21 protein-coding genes are annotated in these 26,146 nt (G+C 46.4%); 8 read left to right on the top strand and 13 right to left on the bottom strand.

Features of this window, described 5'->3' with window-relative positions; translation table 11 throughout:
- Positions 1–360 precede the first annotated feature (360 nt).
- The 7 genes from MARGE09_RS18465 to MARGE09_RS18440 form a co-directional block, all read right to left on the bottom strand.
- Positions 361–642: a peptidylprolyl isomerase gene (locus MARGE09_RS18465; protein ID WP_236984554.1), complete on the bottom strand. Its 282-nt coding sequence runs from the start codon at positions 640–642 to the stop codon at positions 361–363.
- Positions 643–1,476: 834 nt separating this feature from the next.
- Positions 1,477–1,848: a hypothetical protein gene (locus MARGE09_RS18460; RefSeq protein WP_236984545.1), complete on the bottom strand. Its 372-nt coding sequence runs from the start codon at positions 1,846–1,848 to the stop codon at positions 1,477–1,479.
- A 5-nt stretch (positions 1,849–1,853) separates the two neighbouring features.
- Positions 1,854–2,867: a hypothetical protein gene (locus MARGE09_RS18455; protein WP_236984543.1), complete on the bottom strand. Its 1,014-nt coding sequence runs from the start codon at positions 2,865–2,867 to the stop codon at positions 1,854–1,856.
- 1,191 nt (positions 2,868–4,058) lie between these two features.
- Complete coding sequence (locus MARGE09_RS18450; RefSeq protein ID WP_236984535.1) at positions 4,059–4,904, bottom strand: DUF1186 domain-containing protein; 846 nt, start codon at positions 4,902–4,904, stop codon at positions 4,059–4,061.
- A gap of 342 nt (positions 4,905–5,246) precedes the next feature.
- On the bottom strand, positions 5,247–6,725 hold the full coding sequence (locus tag MARGE09_RS18445; protein WP_236984533.1) for a Fic family protein: 1,479 nt from the start codon (positions 6,723–6,725) through the stop codon (positions 5,247–5,249).
- 589 nt (positions 6,726–7,314) lie between these two features.
- Entirely contained in the window at positions 7,315–7,443 is a 129-nt protein-coding gene (locus MARGE09_RS21585; protein ID WP_255711733.1) for a hypothetical protein, read from the bottom strand.
- A 55-nt stretch (positions 7,444–7,498) separates the two neighbouring features.
- The gene (locus MARGE09_RS18440) at positions 7,499–10,384 is read right to left on the bottom strand and encodes a DEAD/DEAH box helicase (protein WP_236984531.1); all 2,886 of its coding nucleotides are present in this window, start codon (positions 10,382–10,384) and stop codon (positions 7,499–7,501) included.
- A gap of 496 nt (positions 10,385–10,880) precedes the next feature.
- Here MARGE09_RS18440 and MARGE09_RS18435 point away from each other — a divergent pair, with 496 nt between their 5' ends.
- The 4 genes from MARGE09_RS18435 to MARGE09_RS18425 all read left to right on the top strand — a co-directional run bounded on the left by MARGE09_RS18435 (position 10,881) and on the right by MARGE09_RS18425 (position 13,033).
- On the top strand, positions 10,881–11,657 hold the full coding sequence (locus MARGE09_RS18435) for a Fic family protein (protein ID WP_236984529.1): 777 nt from the start codon (positions 10,881–10,883) through the stop codon (positions 11,655–11,657).
- Positions 11,578–11,868: a Fic family protein gene (locus tag MARGE09_RS21770; protein WP_420828075.1), complete on the top strand. Its 291-nt coding sequence runs from the start codon at positions 11,578–11,580 to the stop codon at positions 11,866–11,868. The genes MARGE09_RS18435 and MARGE09_RS21770 overlap by 80 nt, the downstream gene beginning before the upstream one ends.
- Positions 11,869–12,298: 430 nt before the next feature.
- Positions 12,299–12,862, top strand: a complete 564-nt coding sequence (locus MARGE09_RS18430; RefSeq protein WP_236984527.1) for a hypothetical protein — start codon at positions 12,299–12,301, stop codon at positions 12,860–12,862.
- A complete protein-coding gene (locus MARGE09_RS18425) occupies positions 12,863–13,033 on the top strand; it encodes a hypothetical protein (RefSeq protein WP_236984525.1) in 171 nt (56 codons plus the stop codon). It begins immediately after the preceding gene.
- A 278-nt stretch (positions 13,034–13,311) separates the two neighbouring features.
- Here MARGE09_RS18425 and MARGE09_RS18420 read toward each other — a convergent pair whose 3' ends face one another.
- The gene (locus tag MARGE09_RS18420) at positions 13,312–13,593 is read right to left on the bottom strand and encodes a helix-turn-helix domain-containing protein (protein WP_236984523.1); all 282 of its coding nucleotides are present in this window, start codon (positions 13,591–13,593) and stop codon (positions 13,312–13,314) included.
- 276 nt (positions 13,594–13,869) lie between these two features.
- Here MARGE09_RS18420 and MARGE09_RS18415 point away from each other — a divergent pair, with 276 nt between their 5' ends.
- Together MARGE09_RS18415 and MARGE09_RS18410 are read left to right on the top strand one after the other, a co-directional pair.
- The gene (locus tag MARGE09_RS18415; protein ID WP_236984521.1) at positions 13,870–14,949 is read left to right on the top strand and encodes a hypothetical protein; all 1,080 of its coding nucleotides are present in this window, start codon (positions 13,870–13,872) and stop codon (positions 14,947–14,949) included.
- A complete protein-coding gene (locus tag MARGE09_RS18410; protein ID WP_236984519.1) occupies positions 14,949–15,617 on the top strand; it encodes a hypothetical protein in 669 nt (222 codons plus the stop codon). Before MARGE09_RS18415 ends, MARGE09_RS18410 begins: the two co-directional genes overlap by 1 nt.
- A 92-nt stretch (positions 15,618–15,709) precedes the next feature.
- On the opposite strand, the gene mltA is transcribed toward MARGE09_RS18410, so the two are convergent.
- The 4 genes from mltA to MARGE09_RS18390 all read right to left on the bottom strand — a co-directional run bounded on the left by mltA (position 15,710) and on the right by MARGE09_RS18390 (position 20,131).
- Entirely contained in the window at positions 15,710–16,888 is a 1,179-nt protein-coding gene (gene mltA, locus MARGE09_RS18405; protein WP_236984517.1) for a murein transglycosylase A, read from the bottom strand.
- A 285-nt stretch (positions 16,889–17,173) separates the two neighbouring features.
- Complete coding sequence (locus tag MARGE09_RS18400; RefSeq protein ID WP_236984515.1) at positions 17,174–18,004, bottom strand: sulfite exporter TauE/SafE family protein; 831 nt, start codon at positions 18,002–18,004, stop codon at positions 17,174–17,176.
- A gap of 104 nt (positions 18,005–18,108) precedes the next feature.
- On the bottom strand, positions 18,109–19,137 hold the full coding sequence (locus MARGE09_RS18395; protein WP_236984513.1) for a methionine synthase: 1,029 nt from the start codon (positions 19,135–19,137) through the stop codon (positions 18,109–18,111).
- A 19-nt stretch (positions 19,138–19,156) separates the two neighbouring features.
- Positions 19,157–20,131: a DUF1852 domain-containing protein gene (locus tag MARGE09_RS18390; RefSeq protein WP_236984511.1), complete on the bottom strand. Its 975-nt coding sequence runs from the start codon at positions 20,129–20,131 to the stop codon at positions 19,157–19,159.
- 1,605 nt (positions 20,132–21,736) lie between these two features.
- Between MARGE09_RS18390 and MARGE09_RS18385 the strand changes: the two genes are divergently transcribed.
- A complete protein-coding gene (locus tag MARGE09_RS18385; RefSeq protein WP_236984510.1) occupies positions 21,737–24,466 on the top strand; it encodes a DUF1592 domain-containing protein in 2,730 nt (909 codons plus the stop codon).
- Positions 24,467–24,533: 67 nt separating this feature from the next.
- Complete coding sequence (locus MARGE09_RS18380; protein ID WP_236984508.1) at positions 24,534–25,844, top strand: DUF1552 domain-containing protein; 1,311 nt, start codon at positions 24,534–24,536, stop codon at positions 25,842–25,844.
- A 141-nt stretch (positions 25,845–25,985) separates the two neighbouring features.
- On the opposite strand, the gene MARGE09_RS18375 is transcribed toward MARGE09_RS18380, so the two are convergent.
- Positions 25,986–26,138 carry a hypothetical protein gene (locus MARGE09_RS18375; protein ID WP_236984506.1) on the bottom strand — a complete coding sequence of 51 codons (153 nt, stop codon included), beginning with the start codon at positions 26,136–26,138 and terminating at the stop codon, positions 25,986–25,988.
- Between the last annotated feature and the right edge of the window lie 8 nt (positions 26,139–26,146).

The following is a 26,146-nucleotide window of genomic DNA, read 5'->3' as shown; positions in this document are numbered from 1 at the left end:
AATCAAAAAAACATACGTAACAATTCAGCCATGTCAGCCATGTCAGCCATGTCAGCCATGTCAGCCATGTCAGCCATGTCAGCCATGTCAGCCATGTCAGCCATGTCAGCCATGTCAGCCATGCTCAAATAGCTCGGCAAACTGATTATTTTCTGGGCCGCTCGAGTCATCTACGACTTTGTGCCCCTGTAAAGTCTACCCCCACGCATCCTTGCTGGGGCTGGTCGCTATGCAGGTGCTCCTAGTGCTTGAAGGCCCAGAACACGATCAATTCGCCTTTTTAGGTGGGTGTCATTTCGAGCCACCTGAGTAGTTACTTAAAAACGATAGGTGCCGATAGGCTCGCTATCGGCGTTCGGTTTAGTCTTGGCGTTCGGTTACTTCTAGTAGGTGGTAACCAAACTGAGTTTTTACGGGGCCCTGTACTTCGTTAACCGGTGCGCTGAACACGACTTTGTCGAATTCAGCCACCATTTGGCCAGGCCCAAAGGTCCCTAAATCACCGCCGCTACGGCCCGAGGGGCAGCTAGAGTGATCCTGCGCCAATTTGGCGAAATCTTCGCCCGCTTCAATTTTGGCTTTCAATTCATTACAGGTCGTTTCGTTATCAACCAAGATGTGACGCGCGGCGGCTTGCGGCATAATCGTTCCTCTTCTTCATAGGTTTAAGGTCAAGCGCTTACGATAATCGCTATAGCGATTCAGATCCAGCTTGGGATAGGTTGCCGTTAGCGCCAATCAACTTGAGACGGCGCTATGCCAAGATGTTTCGTGCTTTTAGGTGTAATTTCCATATCGGCCGAAAGGTGAGTGATTACTTACCTGTCTTCTCTTTATCTAAGTCTTTTTTGGAGTGACTGTCCCTGCAAGTACCTTCCTGCGAGTTGAGCGGCAAAATCACCGCCGCGTATTAATTTCTCTGGCACGCTCAAGCCATCTCGACACCACGCTCCATGCGGTGTCTACCATTGGCTATCCTGCCAAAGCGAGCCACTCCACACGTGTTCCCGACGCGCGAGGGCCTGAGAAATTAATACGCAGCAGCTTCAGGCGAGTGCGAGTCCCTGCAAGCTTTCAATAAAAAGCACCAAAACAAAAGGGCGCCTCTAAAAATAGTAATTTTTGTGTGAGAGCAAGGAAGCACCGCCCGGAGAGCCGCAGTTTACGTGGTGTAAATGAGGACTCGAGGACGGAGCCGACGCCGCTATCGCGGAAAAAGTGCATTTTTAGAGATGCCCAAAAGACAACCCCCAATCGCAGGCCTTCGGCTTCCCGCCTTGCAAGGCAATTTAAACGGTCGGGCAAACGGGGCGTCGTGCCCCGACAGCCCTCAATTGCACGTCCTGTGCAATTGACTCCTTAAATTATCTTTTCAGTTGGCTGCTTTAGGGGGAATTATGGTTTTGATTGAGATTTGATCAAAGTTTAGAGTGCATGCCCCTGTAAACGTTTCTAAGTTTTCATGCCGAACAGGAACTATTGGGCCATATAAAATGCGGGTATTGCCGGGCAGTCGAAAGGTTGCCCCGTAAGCTTTGCAATTTCTTGCTGTAGGTAAGGGTAGAACTCTGCAGCGGGTAGTCTCCCCCCCTCATCAAAAATGACGGCGGCCATCGCGTTCGTTTGCACCGTTTGACGAAATGTTTTCATAAATTCTGCCGCTTTTTCGGCAGGACGCATGGTGTTGAGTTCATTCAGCTTGCCGGTGCTTTGCCAATAATCTACTGAATGCGCATTGCAGTAGGCATTGGCGTCACTGCGGTAAAGTGCAATCTCGTTACTTTTGCTGCTACTACAAGCGCTAAGTAGCAGTGCGATGACTAAAATGGGTGAGAAAATGTTTGGCATTGTAGCTACCTTGGCAGGTTTTTTAAGTCGGCTACCATACGGGCGAAAATGGCGCGAATTTTTTGCGGATTCTCTTTCAGCTCCTTGAAAATATGGTTTTTTTCAGTGTCAGATAAAACTATCCCCAGTGTTGAAACGAGCTCTTTTATTTTCTCGACTACGGCTTCTGGGGTTGATGGTTGAAAGCTGTTAGCTGTTTCCGAGATGGCTGCGGGCACTGTCAGCAGGGCTTTAGTACCTAGCTGCGATACGATGGTCCATATAAATGCGCTAACAGTGAGGCGCCTATTCAGTGCTTGAGTGGATAATTGAGTGACGATGGTTCCCGCTGCCCGTGCGGCAACTTTAGGGTCGTTAGCCATAGCCGGTAACAAATGCTGAGTCTGCCCCTTAAATAGCGATACCCATAGCATATCGGATAATACCGATTCTAAAGTTGGAGCAATTGGTCGCAACTCGCGCTTAAATGAAAAGAGTACTTGTAGTGTGCGAATTGCGCTGGTCGTGGCCTTTCTTTTTTGTTTTGTAATTGCCTCTTGAAAAAGATCCATGCCAATGACCGCGGATAAGCCTTTCCAGCTAGTGCCTGCTAATACCCCTATAAGAAATTGCAGCTCCCACTCGGCCAGAATTTGTGTGGCCTGCAAGTTATCGGCGGTGCTACGTCGAATGTAGTCAAGCCAAGTTTGGTGAAACCCGATTGGCGACTGTATATACAGCCCGAGTTTTGGCTTCGTATTAAACACCTCAGTAAACAAAATATGTTCACTTGTGGCTTCTAGAATAATGCGTTTACCATTAGGCACTGGGTAGCTTTCGCCCGCCTTAAGTGTAAGGCGATTAAGGGTGCCGCCGACGGTAATGCTTGCGGCGGTTTTAAGGGGGTAGTAGCTGGCTATTTGGTCGGCGGGGATAGGTACCGCTTTGCCTGCATTGAAGTCGCTTCTGTTTTTATCGGTCGAGACAAACTTTCCGTCTACAAGGTTAAACGTACCGACAATGCGCATTTGACTGGTCATAGAGTAGCTCCATCCGTTGAACTGATTTGATAAAAATGCTCGCAAAGTATACCGAGCCTGCGCAAGCTATGGAAGTGGACGGCCAGAAGCAACAAAGTGGCTTACGATTCAGGCGCTTTATAGCCAAAGTAAGCGGTAAAAATGGTCTTTTCAGTTGGCCGTTTTAGGGCGCAAGGAGAGGGCGCTTTGAATTTGTGTTTTTCGGGTGGATCAATACCGTTTTCGCCAGCTGGCGAGTTACGTTTATTTGCTTGTCCAAATAAATTCGCTAAAATCAAAAGCAGCAAAACAAAAGACACCCCCAGTCGCAGGCCTTCGGCTGCCCGCCTTGCAAGAAAATTTAAGCGGTTGGGCAAACGGGGCCTCCATGCCCCGACAGCCCTCAATTGCACGTCCTGTGCAATTGCCCGCTTAAATTATCTTTTCAGTTGGCTGCTCTAGATGGAATTATGGTTTTGATTGAGATTTGATCGCAGTTTAGAGTGCATGTGCCTGTAAGCTTGAGGTGTAATTTCTATACCGGCCGAATGGTGAGTAACCGCTTACCTGTCTTCTCTTTATCTAAGTCTTTTTTGGGGTGACTGTCCCTGCAAGTAGTTGACGCCATGTCCCTGCAAGTAGTTGACGCCAGACAGCCCCGCATTAATTTCGCTGGCACGCTCAAGCCATCTCGACACCACGCTCCATGCGGTGTCTACCATTGGCTATCCTGCCAAAGCGGGTCACTCCACACGTGTTCTCGGCATGATGCTCCATGCGCTGCTCTACCATTTGCATCCTTGCAAAAGCCGACGCGTGAGGGCCTGAGAAATTAATACGCAGCAGCTTCAGGCGAGTGCGAGTCCCCGCAAGCTAACTCACCGGCCAACTTTAAAACGAGTGCCTGTCCCTGCAAGCTAGCCAAATTGAGCGATAGTGGGCGGGGTATTTCGGGAATAAAGCCACGCTTGTCTCAAGGGCATCTCTAAAAATGCACTTTTTCCGCGATAGCGGCGTCAGTTCCGTCCTCGAATCCTCATTTACCCCACGTAAATTGCGGTTCTCGGCTTTGGCTTCCTGCGTCGCTCTACCTCCTGAATCCATTCAGTCGTCCGGGCGGTACTTCCTTGCCCTCACAAAAAAATTACTATTTTTAGAGGTGCCTTCAAGGGATAAGGCACTCAGTTTCAGCGTTGAGCGCAGCGGAAGTAGTTATTGGTTGCAACATTTTTTATACTTTTTACCACTGCCACACGGGCATGGGTCGTTGCGGCCAGCCTTAGCTGCATCTCGTTGGTAAGGTAAGCCGGGTGAGCTTAGGTTATGTTGGCTCCTTATGTCGTTTGCAGTACCTCCTTCGGCGAGGTTAAAAAGCATTTGTGCGAGGCTTGCTCTTTCCGTATCGCGTTCGGCTCTTAAGCCCAGTTTGATCTCGACGTCTTCAATATCGCCGCAGACGCTTTCGTCAACACATTTGCGTTCGTAAGTCGAGCGAATGTGTTCGATCAACTCGACGGCCTCTAAATCAATGAGGTTGCTAATGAGCAACCCATTAAAGCTGTATGCGGTTTCTTGCGGTGATTGTACGTAATGACTAAAAATATCTAAAATATGCGCTCTTAAACTGGTTTTCTGTAAAGCGATTTGGGTTAGCGCTGAAGCGGCTAATGCGTAAGCAAATTCTTCATGCTCTGGCGACTGCAGGAATTGAGAGAGTGGCGCGATGGCGGGTTCGCCGATAGCTGCAAATACAAATGGAAGATCGTCAAGAGCCCATTCGTCATCACAGAGTCGATCAAAAATACTAATCATGGGGGCTATTGCCTTGGGCGTTTTAAGGTGCCCCAGTGCGCGCCATGCGTGCAACGCCGCCCAGACTTCGGTGCTCTGGCTAGGTGCGCTGTTTAATTCTTCGCAGGTTAGCACGGCGATTAGGTCGTCAATATCTGCATCATCAAAGTTGAGTTCAGTGGCATATATTCGCCACGGGAAGAGGTCGCTAGCCTGAGGTTTTCCAATTTGGAGTAATTTTAAAATTTTGGGGTTGTCGCGATACATAAGCTGGGCCGTATGAGGTGTTAATGAAGGGGCGCCATTGTATATAAACTGGCTCTATCTCTCGAATGGAATGGGTGTGGTTTGTTGGATGGCGCCTATTGAATTATTGCCGGTTTTAACGCAGCAAGCGGCTCGCCAGCTGGTGAGTAACTTTTATTGGCTTGTCCAAATAACCGTCACCGAAAGAAAGCACCAAAACAAAAGACACTCCCAGGCGTAGGCCTGCGGCGGCCCACCTTGCAAGGCAATTTAAACGGTCGGGCAAGCGGGGCTCCATGCCCCGGCAGCCCTCAATTGCACGTTCAGTGTAATTGCCACCTTAAATCGTCTTTTGAGTTGCTTTCATGCGTTAGGCGCTTTTTTGTCTACCCATTTATTTTGCCATTGATTAAATTCTGACGGACGTAATTGGTAGCGGGCAAAATTACCTTCATGTAAACCTAATAACTCTGTTTCGGTATACTCTAGAAATTGCTGCTGGTCCGCTTCTGGAATGGCATTATTTACCCACCTTTTTATGTGTGCATAAGCCTGCTGTTTAGTCAGTAAATTTCTTACTACTTCGCTAACCAGTGTTTTTAATTCTTGTCGGTAGCGTATGCGAAAGGCGTCGGGCTCGCCCAGCGTTTGCCTGGCGACTTGGTAGTGGTTTATCGAACGCTCGTAGGCCCAAATGAAAATTTCTTTTAAGGGTTCCACACGGTTTAATTCATACACGCACAATATGGCGTCGGTATAAATATCTTGTGGGAGGTCAGCAAATGTCAGTGGCATTAGGTTGTGTTTAATAAAAGGAATATTGGCTGCTAAGCGCGATACACGTTTATTCACATCGTCAAAGGCTTGCAAATATGGCAGTTGGACTAGGGCGAACAGAGCTTGTTCAAACGGGTTTTGAATAGCTGAGGCGGTTGCCAGAATTTGCTCGAAACAAGCCTCAATACGCTGTGGTACTTCTAAAGGTTGAAAAACACTTTTGCCAATACCTATGGGTATTTTGCGTAAACAGCCGCTGGCATCTGGGTTATCTAGCAGGTTATCCGCTAGCAGCGCGTGCAGGTTGAGCAATGTGTAGCGGTTAAAGCCAATGTCGTCTGCCGCGCCCACCAAAAATTCAATAGCTTCTTTATGATTCAAAATCATTTGGGCTTCGATACTCGCTTTGCCTTCGGCGGCAGCACCGAATTGGATTAAGCGGCGAGTATCTAAAAGCGAATAGGTGTTGCCTTCTAATCGGCTGGAATTCCACGATAAATCAATGAGTAGGCGATGTAGTAGTTGGCGGGCAAAGGTACCTGCGGGTAATGGCCCTGAGTCATGTGTTTTACTCAGTTGCATAAGGTGGGCTTGTTCGCTTGCACTGAGGTAAGCACTGCTATTTGGGCGATAGTGGTTCAGAAAATCATAGTTGTAGCCCACGGGTTTGCGTTGAATCGTGGGTTTATTAATTTCTTTAATACAGTCGAGCGAGGTGGTGGAGAATGGAAAGGCCTTTTGTGGGGGCTCTTGTTGGGCCGACAGTTTTAGCGCTGCCGTCATGCTGCGTTCATTATTTGGAGCGGGCTGTGCTGAATGAGATAAAAAGTAGCGTATATCTCGTCGGCTACCTGTTTTGTTGAGAAGGCCTTGTTCGACCCATTTTTTTAGCCAGGATTGCAGGGTGCGGCGCGGAGGGGCGACTGTCTTTGAGTCGGCTTCCTTAGTCGATATGTCTAATGCGGCCAGAGCGTCGAGCAGGGCTTGTATGCTCATACCTTCTGGGGTTTCAGCGAGTAGCGTCGATACCCGTAACCATTGCTCTTTTTGCTTCTTGCTCATCATATCAGCCTCTAAGCCGCACAATTTTCATGCGCAACCTCTATTCTATTTATGCGCAAGAGTAGCAGTTATGCGCAACAATTAGGGCTTTTTTGCGCAAAAAAAGAGCTTATGCGCAGCTTTTCAAGTTTATGCGCAGAATTTTTAGCTTTATGCGCAATTTTGGCTCAATTACGCAGGCCCAGAGGCTTTGCCGCGATGCATTATTAAAGGTAAGTTTTGGGGCCGCTAGGCCTATAGGGCATGTAGAAGCCGCTTCCTATTAAGTTACGCTAGCTCTAGCTATCTAAATCAATGTTTATTGGCCTCTGTTCGACTTGTTGAGTCGCTTGAGGTTTAGGGTTGTGGTTGTCATGTCTCGAGGATTGTTACCGGATATAGCAAGATTTAGAGTGTGTGTCCCAGTAGTTCCCAGTAGTTCTCACCAGTAGTTTTGTTCAAAAATCACCGCCGCGTATTAATTTCTCTGGCACGCTCAAGCCATCCGTGGTCACTCCACACGCGTTCCCGACGCGTGAGGGCCTGAGAAATTAATACGCGGCGGCTTCATGACGAGCAAGATTTAGAGTGTGTGTCCCAGTAGTTATAATCGCTATAGCGATTCAGATCCAGCTTGGGGTAGGTTGTCGTTAGCGCGCCAATCAAGTTGATACGGCGCTGTGCCAAGATGTTTCGTGCTTTTAGGTGTAATTTCCATATCGGCCGAAAGGTGAGTAATCACTTACTTGGCACCTCTTTATCTAAGTCTTTTTTGGAGTGACTGTCCCTGCAAGTACCTACTGCCAGTGAAACAGTCGCTCATTGATTGCGTAATCGTGGTACATAGTGGTTGGAGAAAATTGTTTTTCGTTTTTATCTAGTGTGACGAAAAACAATTCAATGTTTTGATCATTGATTGCAAACAGGCCTTCTCGCGCAGCGGGTTGGTATTCGAAAGTTGTCGCGCCAAAGCCTACCAAGATTTGCTCTCGTGCGTAACGGGCATGTAATCGCAGTGATACATCTTTCAACTCAGGCATAACTGGCTGGTCGTATTTGGTTTGCGCTAACTGCCAATCCAAAACATCAGAAAGTTCCTCTGCAACGCCAAGCTGTTTGAGGCCATTTAAGCTATGTTCAATCGATTCAAATCCGGCTTCACAACCATTTTTTTGCCAGAAATCATAATGGCACATCGTTACGTGTCGATCATTGATGTCTTTCGGCACGAAGTCGTGCATGCAAAGATATTTTAAAAACAATAGGTAGTCGTGATCATCACAGGTAAGAATACGATTATGAATTGCCTTTTTAAACATTTTTAGTTCCAACTCGTCGTGCACGTTTTTATTGGTATTTTTCGCTGAGTTAACTAACTGAGTCCAACATCCGCGCTTATATAGCTCGTTAAGATCGATATGCGGATGTTGTGTTAAAAAGTTAGTTAATGTCAGCGGTGACGATGAATGCTGCGGGTACTGACGAATCATGGCTATAACACGATGCAATGTGAGTGAAGCCTTACGAATGTTGCTTAAGATCATTTCTTGAGTGCGCTTAGTTAGCTCTATGCGACAACCAAGGGGTGCATGGGGGAAGCCCTGTTTTATTTCATCGCTTATCGCGCGATTACTTTGACCGACTAAGGCTCTGAATTTATTGGCGAAATCATATTCTGGGCGAGAATTTCCGACAAAATCCAATATTGTGCAACATTCTTTTTCTTCAGCTAATCGCAAGCCTCGACCGAGTTGCTGCAAAAAGATAGTCAGGCTTTCTGTGGGGCGTAAAAAGAGAAGGGTGTCCACTTCTGGAATATCAATGCCTTCATTAAATATATCTACCACACACAAAACATTAATTAGACCAGAGCGAATTGCTTGTTGCTTTTGCTGCCGCTCATGACTGTTATCGCTAGTCAGTACGTCCGCATTAATTCCCCTGAGTAAAAGTTGCTTAACCATATATTGTGCATGATCGCGACTAACACAAAATGCCAATGCTTTCATCTTGCTAATATCTGTAATAATTTCTTGTAAGCTCAGTAGTATTTTGTCGAAGCGGCTTTGGTTACTGGTGTATAGGTTCGTTAGTTGAGCTATGTCGTAACGCCCACGATTCCACGGTATGCTACGTAAATCGGTGTCATCATCAATGGCAAAATATTGGAACGGACAAAGGTATCGGCGATTAATTGCATCAGGTAAGCGTAGTTCGGCAGCGATTACACCATCAAAATCACTCAAAATATCTGCGCCGTCATGGCGCTCTGGTGTGGCCGTGAGCCCTAGTAAAATGTCGGGATTAAAGTGCTCTAAAATTGCTCGGTAGCTGCTTGCAGAGATGTGATGCACTTCGTCAATGACAAGGAAATCATAATAGTCTGGGGTTAGGGTAAGTTGCTCTAACGTATTATTGATACTTTGTATCGATGCAAATAATTGACGGTAATGCTCCGGGGTGTGGCCGCCAACCAATAGTTCGCCAAATGAACTATCCCGTAAAACGCCACGGTAGGCCGCGCGCGCTTGTTTTAATATTTCTTCACGATGTGCTACAAATAAAAATTTGGCATTGGGTTTTGATTTTAAAAATCGAGCAAAATCAAAGGCAGAAATAAGTGTTTTTCCTGTGCCGGTAGCTGCCACAACTAGATTGCGAAAGCGTTTGTGGATACTACGTTCAACCAATAATTGCTCTAAAATTTCACTTTGATGAGGGAAGGGCGTAATGTCGAAGAAGTGCGATGGGCTATTATCGTAGTCACCACTTTGTTGCTTCAATGCGCGTTTTAATTTCTCGGCACTAATGGCATCACCACTAAAATCTTCAAAATCATTAGAAGCCCAATAGGTCTCAAATGTACTGAGCGACTTATCGATGATATGAGGAATTTCTTGCGAGGTGATTTTTAAATTCCACTCCAATCCGTTGGTTAGCGCAGAATGAGATAGATTTGAAGAACCGATATAGCCAGTGTGATAGCCTGTTTCACGCAAGAATAAATAGCTTTTCGCGTGAAGCCGTTCGCGCTCGGTATTGTAGCTAAGTTTGACCTCGGTATTGGGTAGGCTGGCTAAATACTCAACCGCCTTGGCGTCTGTAGCGCCCATATAAGATGTCGTAATAATTTTGAGCTTGCGGCCGCTGGATGTGAACTCTTCGAGCTCTTTTCGAAATATACGAATCCCGGCCCACTTTATAAATGATACCAGCCAGTAGATTTTGTCTGCTGATAAAATTTCCCTTTTTAGTTCAGATTCCAGCGATAAGCCAGCATTGCTTCCGCAAAAAAGTTCGCTTTGAGTTAGGCCCGTGAGTGGCGTGATGTTCTCAATGTATTGTTTTAGGTTTGCCGCAACAGGGTTTTTATGGTGATAAAGGGCGGTAAGTATTTTTCCTTGACTAGCGAGTAAATTCTCTTCAATAAAATCTTTGTCTTGGATTTGGCTTTTTATCCACAAAAGCAAATTGTTAGACAGTGTTATCTGCTGTTGTAGTCGATCATCGCCGTTAGGTATTGCGTCAATTGCATACTCGAGAATATTAGATAAAAACCGGGAGAGCCAAATTGATGCTTCATTATGACCAAGCTCACGCTCGCCAACATAAAAGCGATCCCGATCCAAGCGGCTTTCAATGAGTTCGGTGATTAGCTGCTCGTAAATACCCGTCTGCTGCATGATAGCCCTTTACTTTAGAATATTGGATTGAAGGCATATTAGTTCTGAAATGTGACCAATGACAGCCGTTTTGTTTGCGAAGCTATGCTATCAACTGAATATATGTGGTCAAGTTTGCACATGTTTGCAGGCTGCTGGCTATGCAGCTTTTGATCGGCACCTAATCAACCTGGATGATGGCTGTCGTGCTGTATGGTAAAAGCGCGGGATCAAGCACCTAGCGTCCGCGAGTATTTTATTGCCAAAGAGGGCAGTAAAATACAGCGGCCGAAATCCTACTCGCCACCACAAACCTACATTGAGCAGCATCGCAAGGCTTGTGAGCTTTAGTGCTGACGCCACCTTTACGAGTGACGCATGCTAGCCGGCGGTGGTTTTGCCATCTATTTAAACCTTGCCGTCGCAGTTGAGATGCCAACGTTGATGGTTTGGTCAGTGAGCAAAAAGCGGTATGCTTACAAACCGCTAGCGCTTTCACTTTATTGACTGTTTTCTTATGTCTGCCAATTACCAGCCGCCGTTTACTATTACGCCGAAGATTATTCGCTTGATTGCCGATATTAGTGAGCGGTTAGGGCGTATGGAGGCGCTCCAGCAGGGGCAAGATTTACGGCTGCGCCGCATCAACCGTATTCGTACCATTCAAGGGTCTTTGGCGATTGAGGGGAATACCCTAAGTGAAGCGCAGATTACGGCGATTCTCGAGGGCAAGTTGGTCATTGCGCCACCTAGAGAGGTGCAAGAGGCCCGCAATGCTATCAAAGCCTACGATTTGTTCGAGCAAGGGCAGCCCGCCAATGAAAGCCATCTCCTGAAAGCTCATGAAATCATGATGCTGGGTTTAATTGACGATGCTGGGCGCTACCGCAGCGGTAATGTCGGCGTAGTGAGTGGCGATATTGTGGTGCATATGGCTCCGCCCGCAAGCCAAGTGCAGCGCTTAATGGCGGAGTTATTGACTTGGTTAGAATCTACCGAACAGCACCCGTTAATTACCAGTTGTGTGTTCCATTATGAGTTTGAATTTATCCACCCATTTTCTGACGGTAACGGAAGAATGGGGCGGTTTTGGCAAGCTTTGATTTTAAGCCAGTGGCAGCCATTACTCGCACAGCTACCTGTTGATAGTTTGGTTTTTACACATCAAAGCGAGTACTACCAAGCTATTAACGCCAGCACTAAGACCACGGATTGTGCGCCTTTTATTGAGTTTATGTTGCAGGTTGTGTTTGAATCGCTTGCGGAAAGTGAAGGCTCTACGCCCCCAAGTTAGGGCACTTATCGGCGAGTTGGCCAAGCAAGAGCCTCTATTGCGTGAAGAGTTGCAATCTCGTCTCAATTTGAGTGATCGTAAATCGTTCAGGGAGCGCTATCTTAAGCCTGCCGTAAGTCTTGATCTCATTGAAATGACTGCACCAGAAAAGCCTAGGAGCCGCTCGCAACGTTATCGCTTAACGCCAGCCGGTCGTAAGTTGTTGGGTTAGTGGGGCAATAAAGTCGTTGCCGTAGCTAATTACACTTAATGGTCACCTGCGCAAATCCCGGCCCCTGAATTGTTATGCACTCATGCTGTGATCGGAGAAAATTCCAGTCCACACACTGGCACTTCTTTATCTCGGTAAAGACTCCACTCAAAGCTGCTTCGGTATTCATCGCCATTCGGCTCAATGTAAATCAGCATGCTCGAGCCTTTTGACTTGGTAGTTCAAACAGTCATTAAATGATAGCCTGCGAGTAGGAAGCTAGTTGGTTATAGTTTTGAGAATGTCTTAGTTTTGGTTTGAGCTAGCGGTAGTTACTGGTATTTTTTTAAAATAGCTATTCACGTTGTGCGAAGATCGCAATAAGTTTTTGGGTCAGAAAAAAAGCAAAGGTTGCGTGCGATAGGAAGCCGCTTTTTTATGGAGGGTATTTGTGAGTGATATGAAATCTCAAGTCGTTGCATCTGTTGTTGGCGCAGTTACTGGTGTAGTAGCTACGGCATTGATCGGTTTTCTGCAGGTTGTCAACCCTATAAAAGGGGAGTTGGATATTGTTAAAAAGGAACTTATGGGTTTAGAGCAGCGCTATATGTATGGCGAAGTCAATCGAGAGTCTAGGCAAAATGGTTTTGGTCTTGAAGTCTTTAATGTGGAGCGGCTTGCTTACGGTAAAGTGCGAGTGAAACTGTTACTTAGTAACTTGGCAGAGGAAGAGAGGGAGCACTTTAAAATTTATCGGTCAAAGTCCGCTATTCAGACGGAAACATTGGATGTAGTTACAGTGAGTCGGGTGAAGCTATACAATTTAGGGGTATCGAACTCACTGAGTGTAAAGGTTAATATTCCGCCATCGGCTAAACATATTCCAATCGAATTGGAGTTTGATGGGGTGGATGATAATGCTAAGTACTTGTCGTCTTTAAACTTGGTCTTAGGGGTTGGTTGGAGCAGATCAAATGACCATACGGTTGTATTTAATGATCTGGAAATACAGTAAGTGCTGCAGTTAAGCCTCATCGAACAGGTTTACGCATCAGTGGATGAAGACTATCGCATTGTATTGAGTAACAACTTAAAAGCGCAGGGCGCCGAGCCAGCCGTACACGCGGTGTTTATAAAAAAAGAAGGGCAGTCCATACATTTACCTAATACGTTTTTACCTTCGTAAGCATATTTGGTTCAGCATCGTGCAGTGTGTGAACTGTAAAAGCTAAAACCAGCCAGCGCGCCAGTATTGAGCTCGTAGCGGGCTATGTGGGCAGGATGCCCACGTGCAGCTTTCAGGGATGAACTTGTAGCGGCCGCAGCGTGATTAATATTGGCGCGGCGAGATAATGATCAAGCCTCCCAGTACCAAAAATTAAGGCTTCGCTCTAATTCGTTAACGCCTTTTGCATTTCGTGTATTTCTGAAGTGATGAACTATGCGTCGAGTTTAGGCGTGGGCTTATGGGGCATCTTTTAGCACCTCGTCGATCGAGCTGGGCGCTGGGTTGTATTGTGTGAGTGCATAAAGGCGATTGAGGTCGTCGAGGCTTTGCCATAATAGCAGTAGTTGGCGCAGTGAAATTTGGCCTGTCAATTCAAACTTTTTGAGCGTTGCGGCAGGCACTGTACTGCGTTGCGCTAGCGCTTCGCGCGAGAGCTTTTGTTGCTCACGTCGTTGGCGAAGGTGGCTGGCGAGTGCAAGTTGAACATCGCCTTCGGAAAGTAATTGTAGGCTGGGCATACCGCGTTCCAATGGATACAGTTGTATCTATTTTAGTCTATTTATGGCGCTTTTGGATACGGTAGTGTCCTTTTGCGTTTTTTGAGGGGCTGGGTTTGATGGTGCTAAAACAGTGTGCCCCCTATGAGCTTCTGACGCATAAAGGCTTGAAGCTGGGCTGGGATTAGTTGGTCGTTTTGGGTCGGTTGGCTGTCGGTGCTTAAGCTTCTCCGTATCGATAGCATAGGGTATTATTGCGGCTTAAATGGAGACAGCATATCGCCACAAGGAGGCTCGATGTCTATTAATAAAATTTTTACCCAAAATGCCCACTTTGTTCCGTTCGATAAAACCAAAGGCAATGGTCGTAAGGTGTTTATCGATACCGCCTTAATCCCCCGTTATATAGAGCTAACCCACAGCAAAGCAGTAACCCCCATGCGCTTAAGCCACGCCATAAAAGCGCTGCGTGCCCTGGCCGGTGGCTTTAGTTCATCTAGCAACCAGCAAAGCGCCTTTGCCCACCGCACCAGTGTTGATGGGGTGGAAGTTGCCTACACCGTATTGCAAGGCGGCCAAGGCCGTGAAGGTGGGGTTTATGTGACTGATTTAAGGCTTAAGGCTAGGCATGTTAATGCGGATGCGGCGGGTTTATACAATGTCGTACCACAAAGGAATATTTGGAATGCTGTAAAAGCGCCGGGTTTCAAATTGAGTACATTCTATGGAGTTATTTCTGCTGGTACCGCCGGGCCCTCTGGCGAAGCAGAAAGTCCGAAAACTGCCAGCGAATGCGGTAAATTCTTAGCTAAGAACACACGTTATGATGGCAAATACGATTTATTTTTTACCCCCGGTAGTCGGGTCGATAGTGAGGGCACTTGGTTAACACCAACGCAAAAACGCATGCCTACATCTGCGCTAGCGCAAAACTTGGCGAATGTGATACGTCAAGCTGAAGTAGATCTTACTTGGGCAAAAGACCCTGTCACATGGTATGTGCTAGAAGATGGCGCCAAGGTGCTACTGCAAGCCCTAAAGCTTTTGCCGGCAACGGGTGTAACGGCATTAACTAAAAATGCTTTTTTGTTTGCCAACCCTCGGGAATCTATGGCGACCCTTAAATTTGCTCTGCAAAAAGTGGGCATTACCCTAACCCCCGAGATGATTAAAGCCAATAGCTTGGATGCTGCCGCTGTGGTGCGCCAACAATTTACGCAACAACACGGTTTAGCGGTTATTAAAAGCCAAAAATCTATAGATAATAAAGTCGGCATTACTCAGTTGGCGACCAATAATAACTTGCTTAAAAAAATCGAATCCTTTGAAGAGGCCGTTAAAAAACAATTACTTGGCGCAGCGCAAGGGTGGAGCTAATGAGTACAGCTTTAGATGTTAAAAAAATAACCCTGCAATGGCCTGCTTTTGCTAAACAGCCTATTAATAGCTTTAAACTACCTGAATCACATTTAAGTTTTCGGCTGGACGTAGCAGAACAACGAGATTTGGCTCCGGAAGACTATGTGGGCTACGAGGTTGATCTTAATAGTGACGAGCTGTTTTATCAGTATTTATATGGCTTTCAATCCAAAGAAAAACCGTTTTTATATTTGGCGCTTGGCGATAGCGGCTTTGATGTTCTTCAGAAAGGTGGCGGTTATAGTGGTGGTATTTACGTTAGCATTGCTATTGCGCGTATTCAAAATATCCCTAGCGTTACAGATGTAAGAAACTGCAATGAGTTAGAGCAAGCGGTACAACATATATTCGACGAAGAAAACGATGGTGAAATGTTAGGCCCGGATTTTTGTTGGGTAACAGTTGAGGATAAAAAATTCTTACGTGAAAACGCAACTCACAAACGGTCTGATCCAAGATATATTTTCAGTTTACCCATTGATCATCGTCATATATTGACTTTCAACTGCTCTTTTGGCGGCTACGTACCCATTGGCGAACCACTCCCCCAGGCACTCTTCGATGCCTTAATGGATGGCGTGAAAGAGTTTTTAAGTTATGTTCAGCTAGAAAAAATTGAAGGCTAAATTTTTTTCGGCCATAGTTTGTTTGGTTTTTGGCTCAAGCGCCCCTCCTAAAAAGGGGGCTTAAGCTCGTACCTCTGGATCACTGCGGTTTATTACTCCACGCCCTTTTTAGGGAGCAAAACCCATGTCACCCCTGACGATTTCATTTTGCCGGCAACCTCAGCGGCATAGTCACCACTGCCCCAAAACACATCGCCACGCAGTGGGCCTTTGATGGCGCTGCCGGTGTCTTGGGTGATAAGCAATTTATTAAGTTGGGCGCCTTCGCTGGGGTGTTCGGCACTAATGTATAGCGGTAAGCCGTAATGCCAATAGGCTGGGTCGACGGCGATGGAGTGTTCTGCGGTAAGGGGCACACCGTGGGCACCGACAGGGCCAGAGTCTTTATCGTTATTAAGGCTGTTATTAAGTGGCCTAAAAAATATATACGATTGATTAAGGTTCATGATGCTTTGGGCGCGCTCGGGGTGTTGCGCCAGCCATGCGCGAATGCTTTGCATGGATACAGTGGCCGCGTCTATTTCGCCTTGCTCAATTAACGGTTTACCAATGGCGGTATAGGGTTGGCCATTGCGGCCGGCGAAGCCGACACGCATTTTTTCGCCGTTATCTAATGCGAGTAAGCCAGAGCCTTGAATATGCAAAAAAAACACATCCACGCTATCTGCCCATGCGATAGGTTGGGCGGGAATACTGTGCCGGTGAATTTCTTCGCGGGTCCAGTAGGGCTTAAGCTGTTGCCCCTCAATACGGCCCCAAAGTTTTTTGCCTTGCCAGCCTTTATCAAAGCTGCCTAAATTAACGGTGATGAGATCCTCGGGTAGGGCGTAAATAGGCGTATTAAAACCGGCTTTTTGCGTGACGGATGCGTTTAATTCGGGTTCGTAATAGCCCGTATAAAAACTATCGCGCACACCATTAAAGCTTGCTTCAAATACCTCAAAGTATATCTCAAAGAATTCCCGCGCCTTGCCCTGCCAAGTAGCCGCTTGTTTACACGCATAGTGAAGGTCGACTAAGGGCACCATTGGCTGGGTTTCACTCGAGGTAATGCTTTTTCTCAATAAGTTTTTACGGCACGATTTTTTAAAGGCGTTTAGTGCGCCTTGTTGATTTGATTCGCCCCAGCTTGGCAGCGCCTGGAACGACGATTGTTCTAGGTGTATGGCTTTTGGTTGTTGGGGTGTTTTTTTGACTGTGCTACACGCACCAATGGCAAGTGCGATGGTGACTAAAAGGCTGTATTGGTAAAAAGTGTAAAAATGCGTCATTGGGTGTGTCATTTGGTAAATAGTTTTTAAGCGTGCTAATAGCCGCCATGAAGTAGTGATTATGTTTTGGGGGCCTATGGTATATGACATTTGCTGTTAAGGGCATATTGGACATAGTTTAAGCACAAGTACACTGTCGAGGGTGTTGTGTTGTGCTGGCAAGGGTGTTGTAGGCTGGCGAAGGTTTATGCTGGTGTACGAGCCTTGGAATTCATTGGTAGGCTAATAAATCAGCTATGGTATTGCACCGTTTAACCACAGCACGATTAGTGTGTTTAAAACCGCCTAGAGCATGGTTTGCGCTAGCATGCGTAGGCCTGTGATAAGCAATACAACCGAGAACACTTTTTTCAATTTATTGGCATCCAACTTGGTGGCAATGTGGGCGCCAACCGGCGCAAACAAAACGGTGAGCGGCACAATACAAATAAAGCCAATAAAGTTTATCAGTCCATATGTCCCGGCTGGTGCATCAGCAGGCGTTGTTCCTAAAGCTAGCATCGTTAGGGCGCCGGGTAGTGAAATGATTAATCCTATTGCGGCTGCTGTGCCAACGGCTTTGTGGGTAGGGTAGTTGCAGAGTGTAAGTAAGGGAACGGAAATTGTGCCACCTCCAATGCCTACCATAGCGCTGAAAAAGCCAATCGATGTGCTCATGGTGGTTTGCCCGATGCTTCCTGGTAGTTGCTGGAATAATGCAGACTTCCCCGTTTTAAATAGCATATTTAATGCAGATAACATTGCAATTAAGGCAAATAATACCGTTAGCCAGGTGCCGTCCACTCGAGTTACAAGCCAGCTTCCTGCGATAGCCCCTGTAAGAATAAATATTCCCCAACGTTTTAGCAGATCAAAATCCACATTGCCTTTTTTATTGTGTGAAAAAATAGAGCTAATAGATGTTGGGATAATGGTAGCTAGCGATGTGCCCGTGGCAATTAACATTGCTGATTCGGGTGAAACGCCAAAACCCTGAAATAAGAAAAACAAAATGGGGACAATAACAATGCCGCCGCCTACACCCAGTAAGCCGGCTAATACGCCGGCAAACATACCGGTCGCAACCAGCGATAAAAAAGTGGAAAAATGGTTGCTTAAAAATTCAATGATGCTCATGGCAATATACTTTTATAAATAAATCTGGCGATGGCTTAGGCGCAGCACTGATGATTCTTAGTCATGTAGTGGATTGATTGTGCGATATTGGCAGGCCGATTGTTTTATGTTGTCAATTCTTTTCTCACAATTTCGGCGCCAGCCTGCAGTGCATTGAGCTTGCCCCTTGCTACTTCGCGGGATAAAGGTGCCATGCCGCAGTTGGTAGAAGGGTATAGTTTGTCTGCATCCACATATTTAAGGGCTTTTCTTAAGGTTGCTGCCACTTCTTCTGGGGTTTCTATGGTATTGCTGGCCACATCAATGGCGCCTACCATAATTTTTTTACCTCGCACCAGTTCAAGCAATTCAATGGGCACGCTGGAATTATGGCATTCAAGTGAAATAATATCGATGTTGGAATGTTGTAAATTTGGAAACACTTCTTCGTACTGCCGCCATTCGGAACCGAGGCTTTCTTTCCAATCGGTATTGGCTTTTATCCCATAGCCATAACAAATATGAACGACAGTTTCGCACTTAAGCCCTTCAATGGCTTTTTCTAAACAGGCGATACCCCATGAATTGACTTCGTCAAAAAACACATTAAATGCTGGTTCGTCAAATTGAATAATATCCACGCCAGCGGATTCTAATTCTTTTGCTTCTTGATTTAGAATTTTGGCGAATTCCCACGCTAGATCTTTACGGCTTTTATAGTGATCGTCGTAGAGGGTATCTACCATGGTCATGGGGCCGGGTAAGGCCCACTTAATGGGTTTGTCGGTTTGCGCGCGTAGAAACTTTGCATCATTAACAAAGATAGCGTTTGGGCGGCTTACAGTACCAACAACACTGGGTACGCTGACGTCATAGCGATCACGGATTTTTACCGTTTTTCGCTTTTCAAAATCCACGCCCTCTAAGTGCTCAATAAACGTGGTTACAAAATGCTGGCGGGTTTGCTCGCCGTCGCTCACAATATCGATACCCGCCTTTTTTTGTTCTTGCAAAGCCACTCTTAAAGCATCTTGTTTGCCTTCAATCAGTGCTTGATTTTCTAATTTCCACGGTGACCACAGTTTTTCAGGTTCCGCTAGCCACGATGGTTTAGGTAAACTTCCGGCTGTTGATGTGGGTAACAAGGTTTTCATATTCACTTTCCTATAGCCCTTAAGCGTAGTTTCGAGACCATTGGTCAAGTACAGATTGATAGGGTTTGATGAAATGTTCTTCAGCAAATTTTCCTTGTTTAATGGCTAGCTGGCTGCGCTCTTCGCGATCATAAACCACCTGAGTTAGCGAATGATCTGGGTGTTTTAGATTCGGCTGATAATGGTTGCCGGCGATGGCATTGGCATTGTAGATTTCGGGCCGATAGATTTTTTGGAAAGTCTCCATTGTGCTGATCGTGCTAATCAGTTCAATGTTGGTGTAGTCACTAAGTAAATCGCCAAAAAAATAGAATGCCAATGGTGCAACACTATTGGGCGGCATAAAGTAGCGCACTTCAAAGCCCATCTTCTTGAAATATTGTTCTGTTAATGACGACTCATTTGGCTGGTACTCAACACCCAGTACAGGGTGTTGGTTTCCGGTTCGATGATAAATTTTATTGTTTGAAACGCTTAGGCAAATAACCGGTGGTTTTCTGAAGTTAGCTTTGTAAGTGTCTGAATTTAGAAAATCTTTAAACAGCTTGCCATGTAAATCACCAAAGTTATCCGGAAAGCTAAAGCTCGATTGGCCTTTATTATGATCTAGCAATAACACGCTGAAATCGTAATCGCGCACGTAAGACGAAAAATTGTTACCGGCAATACCTTCGATACGTTTGCCGGTTTTGTGATCGATAATGTTGGTTTTCAGGATTTCAATACATGGAAAGCGCTCGCCATTCCCCTTAATATCGATATCCACAGATATGATTTGTAATTCCAACGAATAGCGGTCAGCTTTTGGATTGTCCCAGTTGGCCAAACCATTAAATCGACCATCTACCATGCGCAGGGTGTTGCGCAGGTTCTCTCGGCTGCTTTCGCCTCGGGCTAGATTGGCGAAGTTCGTTGTAATGCGCGTGCTATCTGCGGGTTGATAGTTTTCATCAAAGGGGGTGCTTGTAATTATGTATGTAAAATCGTTACTCATGGCGACCTCTTCCTATTTTGTACCAACAGATTGAACTGTTGCGTTGCTATTGGCGCAATTTATACTCGCCTATGCATGAATAAAATCGATTATATTTCATGCACTTATGAGGTTTGTTCATGTGTTGATTTTGCGACGCAGTGAAAAGGTTTGTTCAGCGCTAGAAAAACACGAAGGAGGGTATTGGAGAGGTTGATATAGGGCGGCCACATCGGGGCTGATTGCTGGTGAATGTTCTGGATAACTACTGCTAAGGTGGCTTGATCAGGAGTTATCCCAATAGGGGCATCTCTAAAAATGCACTTTTTCCGCGATAGCGGCTTTCAGCTTTTCGCTCCTCGACATTGTGCCTCTCGATAACTGCTCGCTTCGTTATTCTAATTAACCACTTCCTTGTGGCGGTGCAATGTCTAATAAGGTGCTTCGGGCGCCGATGCAAAAGTATTCAGTCCATCCATGGGCATTAGCTCCGTCCTAGACCAAAACGCCAGGTGCGTTTTGGGTTGCCGCCGGGCAATCCGTAGGATCGAAGCCAAAGAGGGCTTCAACAAATCCTCACAAATTAGAGGATCAATTTGCACAACTTGCTGCCCGCAGGGTGAAGCGCATGGATGCGCTGAATGATTTACACCACGTAAACTGCGGCTCTCGGCTTTGGCTTCCTGCGTCGCTCTAGCTCCTGAATCCATTCAGTCGTCCGGGCGGTGCTTCATTGCTCTCACAAAAAATTACTATTTTTAGAGGTGCCCTTAAGTTAATGACATTGCCACGGACGGAGGAAATGCAGAAAGTTGCCGGGAGCAACTTCTGCCCTTGCTCTCATAAAAAATACTATTTTTAGAGATGCCCATTATTTAAACTTGAAAGCTGTTAATTCAACGGTGCGGTTATCTATATAATAATTTTTAATTTAAAAGTTACAAGTTTTAGCTTGATAAAAATACACGCTAATTTTTAGCTGTCATTTAATTTGTGCAAAGATTGGTGGCTGAAATAAATTTGTTGAAATGCTAGCCAGTAATGGCCTAAAGGTCTCTGCGCGGGTAGCGTTATTGTAGTGTGAAGTATTGCTGTGTAGCTTACAATACACGCCGATTTTCACGCTTTTTTGGGGGATGTGCGGGAAAGTAGGGGGCAATAAAAACCTTGTAAAATCGGATAGTTAAAGTAGGAGAAGGTGGTTCAAGCTTCCAATGTTTACTTGCGAATTATTATTCAGGGTGTTTTTGTAAAATTGTGGGCACTTTAATATTTTCTGAAAATTAATTTTCTGCGCGAGCCTAAAATTGTTTCGATATCTTTTTAAAAATGTGACATGGCAGCACTTTCCGGCTAGTGAAAAACACGCGTTGACTGTAGTTTGAATGCATAATTTCTTCATTGGCACCATGGGGTCTTTATTTTATTAGATCGTTAGTATGTGTGAGCCTTTCGAAAGAAAAAATTTAAAGCAATAAAATAATCGAGTTGAAAAGGTTGGGCTAAAGGTTTTTAGTGAGCAAAGTGGCGCTATTTTAGCTGCTGCGCGAGTTATTTAGCGATGACAAAGTTCTACGACTCATACCATTTAATTTGTGCAGCAAAATGTTAACTAGGAGTGGCAGCGTGATCTCTAAATCTGCGGGCAGGCTAAATATCGCCAATAAGAAACTACGATGGTCTTACGGCGTAATTCCTTTTGTTAAACTCCCTTCACTTGCGGCGCTTGCCTGCGCCACCTTTTTGACAGCATGCACCGGGGAACTCGAGGAGACCAGCTCATCTAGCATCCCCCAGGCTTCTAGCTCATTGGGTGGCTCAAACTCAAGTGATTCGACCTCGAATAGCCCTAGCTCAAGTTCAAGTGACATAACTTCAAATAGCTCTGCCTCAAGCGATTCGAACCCTTCTACTGGGGTTGAAGGCTTGATTGGAGAGGCGGCCAGCGGCGCTGATGAATGGGAAATGCATTGCGCCCTATGCCACGGTAACCTAAATACTATTGGCTCAGATGGCCGCGTTAATGTGGCTATTGGTACCGCTATACGCTTTAACGCCGATGGCGGTGGCATATCAAATACCGGTAAATCCTACGATAGCTTGGCATCTTATATTGCAGCAGAAATGCCTCCGGTGGATGCCACCGCTTGTAACGCGCAATGTGCGGCCGATGTTGCAGCCTATATGGAAACCTTTGCCGAGCCTGAACAATCCAAGCCGTTTGCCTGTTCTAGTGAGAGTGAGCTGATGTACGGGCAGCGTACGATCCGGCTATTAACCAGCCGAGAATACCAAAACTCAATTGAAGACCTGCTTGGTCTTACTGACGAGTTTGGCGATAAGTTGGCAAACTACGATAGCTACTTAGGCGGGTTTGTGAGTACTGCCGCCCAAGCGGTCAGTGACCGCCTTGCCGAAGCGCATCTGGATAATGCCGAAAAGATTGCATCTTGGGCGGCTGAGAACGGAAAACCATTTACTTGTAATAATGCCGCCACATGCGCCACTAAGTTTATTAATGAAACGGCCTATCGCGCTTTTCGGCGCCCGTTAACCGCTACCGAAAGCGAAGAATATCGCAAACTCTTTACAAGTTTCGGTACCACTGTGGGTATGGAGGCTGCTTTAACAGCACTGCTAACCTCGCCGCAATTTCTGTATAGAGATGAAACGGGCATTAGTATTCAAGAGGCTATTGAAAAGGGCTATTACGACAATCAAGGCTCTATTGCGAGTGCTACAGTAGAAGCAGAAAGCTATGACCCTGCATCGCCAGCATCGCCTTTTGAAACACAAATTGAAGGCGGCCGAACAGTTGTTGTATGGCCAGGGCAGGGTGGTGAGAATACTCAAGCCACGGATAATGCACAGGGGCAGCTTTTCTATCAGGTAGTTGCCACTTCGCCGGACTTGAGCCTGTTTGCTACGGTGAATATGCCCAACGGTACAGACGATAGCTTTCACTATAAGCTCGAGGGCCGAGATAATGCATGGACGGCCCAGAATAACGTTAGGACGAACGGCTATGAAGAGATTGCGGTTGCTTCTTGGAGTGGACTGACCGCGGGCCAAGTTTATACGCTAAAAATTCAGCGAAGAGAAGACGGTACAAAAATCGATGCGTTTCGCCTTGTAGGCGGTGATTTTTCATCGGGTGAGGTGCAAGAGCCATCGCAGTCAACCGAGGTTGCACCATTGGCTGATGCAGACGCAGATGCTTATGTATTGCCTCCTTACGAATTCGCTTCTGCACTCTCATTTATGTTTACGGGCAGTTTGCCGGACTTAACCTTATTGCAGGCCGCTCGCAATGATGCCCTTACGACTTCAGAGCAAATTGCGGCGCAGGTAGAGCGTTTGGTGAATAGTGCGCGTGGCCGCGAGCACTTTAGTAACTTTGTTGGCGCGTGGATGCAAACTGATGGGGTAGCTGAGCTGCAGCGTGGAACGGTTGCTGAGTTTACGCCGGCGGTGAGGTCAGCGATGGCTGAGGAGGTTCGAGCGCTTTTCCGACATGTTTTTTACGATGATGCTGTACCGTTTAGCGAGTTTTACAGCGCAGACTATACCTTCGTTAACAGAACTTTAGGTGACTTCTATGGTGCGCAAGGTGGCCTAGATGACAATTTCGCTAAAACCTATATTGATGGTCGCGGCGGTATTTTGACCTCTGGGGCGTTTATGTCCCTCAATGCACACGATAACCGTACGGCGCCTATTCTTCGGGCTGTTGATATTCGAGAGCTTATGCTTTGCCAGCATATTGCGGCGCCGAATGCAGAGTTAGTGGCCGATCGCGATGCAGCGCAGAAGCTTGTTGAGGCGCATCAACAGACATATGGCGCTATTAACAGCCGCACATTCTTTGAGTTGTACACCCAAGACGCTGCGTGTGATGGCTGCCATAAGCGCATTATTAACCCTCTGTTTGGTCTTGAAGATTTTGACTCAGTAGGGCGTATTCGACCTCCTGCCGGAGGCGGCTCGGTGATAGAAACTTTGGAGGGTGGCGAAGAAGTCGAGGTCGCGTTGGCAGGTACTTTGTACGGTGTTGAGTCGATTACCGAGAATTCTCAAATTGACTTTGTGGGTACACGAGACCTTGCGATGAAGCTGTCATCGACCCAAGCCATTAAAAGCTGCTTGATCAGAAAAGGCTTCCGATTTGTTACGGGCTTGCCGGCATCCCACGATGACTTCGACCTTAATCAGCCAGAGTCACTGAGTGACAAGCAAGCAGAGGACTACGCGTGTGCAGCTAATACCATGCAAGCTGCATTAGATGACTCTAACGAGAGCCCGCGGGCGATGTTTGAACGGCTGGGTACGTTGGAACTGATTAGGTTCCGCAAGTAGCCCGCTTAATCGCTTAAATATCACCCCCGTTGCCCCCCAAATGGGTACCCATTTAAAGGTGTAGAGTATGAAAGATACAAATAGAATAGTGAATAAGACGCGCCGAGACTTCCTGTCGATGGTTTCAAAAGCCGGATTTTCTGCATCCGCATTGAGCGGCTCAATACTTGCGTCAGGTATGCTGGCTAACCGTTTTGCTCATGCGCAAGGTGGTGTAAAACGTTTTTGTGCGGTGTGGGCCGGTAACGGTTCGCCAAATGGTGCTTGGTTGCCGAATGGTACTCAAATGAACGATGCCACGAGAAGCCTAGAGGGTGTCAAGGAAGTCTGTAACTTCCGAGAAGTTGACATTGTTCGCGGTGGCCATGGCAATATCCATAAAGCGCTTGGCTCTTTGAGAGGAGGCAGTGATTGGACAGCGGACACGGTTGACCAACAAATTGCGAGCGTTATTGGTACAACTACGCCGTATCAAAGCTATCAGTTGGGTGTTCATGCGATTCGCAGTTGCTGTAACGAGGTGATGGGCCGAAAAGGTGGCCGTCGCATTCCGCCCCAAATTAATCCTAGCAATGCCTATTCCGCATTATTTGGCGGCAATATTCCCGTTAATAACGTAAACAATGTACTAGCTAAAAAGCAGAGTATTCTTGATGTAAATCGCGAGGCCTTAAAGCGTTTACAGACTAAGCTCGGCCAATTTGAGCGGGAAATGCTAGAGAGCCATGTGGATTCCTTAGATAAGTTAGAGAAACGCATTATTGCAACTTCTGAGCCTCAGCCCGATATGCAAGAGGCTTGTAAGTCGCCCTCCTGGAATGCGAATGGTTATGGCACGGATACTCGCGCCGCCTTCGGCCACCAGACCGAGTTGCAAATGGACAACATCATCAATGCGTTTGCTTGCGGTTTAACCAATGTTATGACGCTGCAATTGGGGAATGATCAGGGCGATTGGAACCCCGTTGGCACGAATTTTAGAAACAATTACCACAATTCTTGCCATGCGGCTTCGTTTCCAAATTATGTTGAATTAAATCGTTATTTGAATGCGCGTTTTGCCTATTTAATTCGGGGCTTAATGGATAGAGATGATCCTGCCGTACCGGGTACCAAAATGATTGACAATACGGTTGTATATTTTGTTACCGATATGGGAGATGGAAGATCCCACAGCGGCGCCAATGGGCCTAACCTTGTTGCCTCGAGAATGCCTGGCTTTAAAAACTATTCGGCAACAAAGGGTGGCGATAATCGGCATATGATTGATGCTGTAACCGTAGGTATGGGCCTAGAGCAATATATGGGCACCAATAAAAATACGCATAAAATCTGGCCGCATGGTGGCGGCACAGTAGCCACCCAAATTCTTGCGTAATGGCTTTATTGCTTTAATTTAAACGTCCCTCGGTTAGGGGGCGTACCCGCCAAAATATAATCTGCAGTTTTACATGAATGGATGCTGCGTTGCTTTGAAGCACGCAGTGTTCATTATCCTTTCACAGTCGGTAGTTTTTCTTCAATAGCGTTTCTTCAGATGCTCTTTGGCACCTTGCCAAGCGGCTGCGCCGATCGCTTTTTCCAGTGGTACGGTATTAATGGTTTGTGCATGCTTTCGACGCTCCGTTAATGCAAGTTCGGGCACCGTCGGCAATGCGCAGAGTTCGTTCATTATTTTTT

This window comes from Marinagarivorans cellulosilyticus (genome assembly GCF_021655555.1).
Taxonomy (GTDB): domain Bacteria; phylum Pseudomonadota; class Gammaproteobacteria; order Pseudomonadales; family Cellvibrionaceae; genus Marinagarivorans; species Marinagarivorans cellulosilyticus.
The sequence above is the reverse complement of the archived record's forward strand: the minus strand, read 5'-3'. Positions and strand labels throughout refer to the sequence as shown.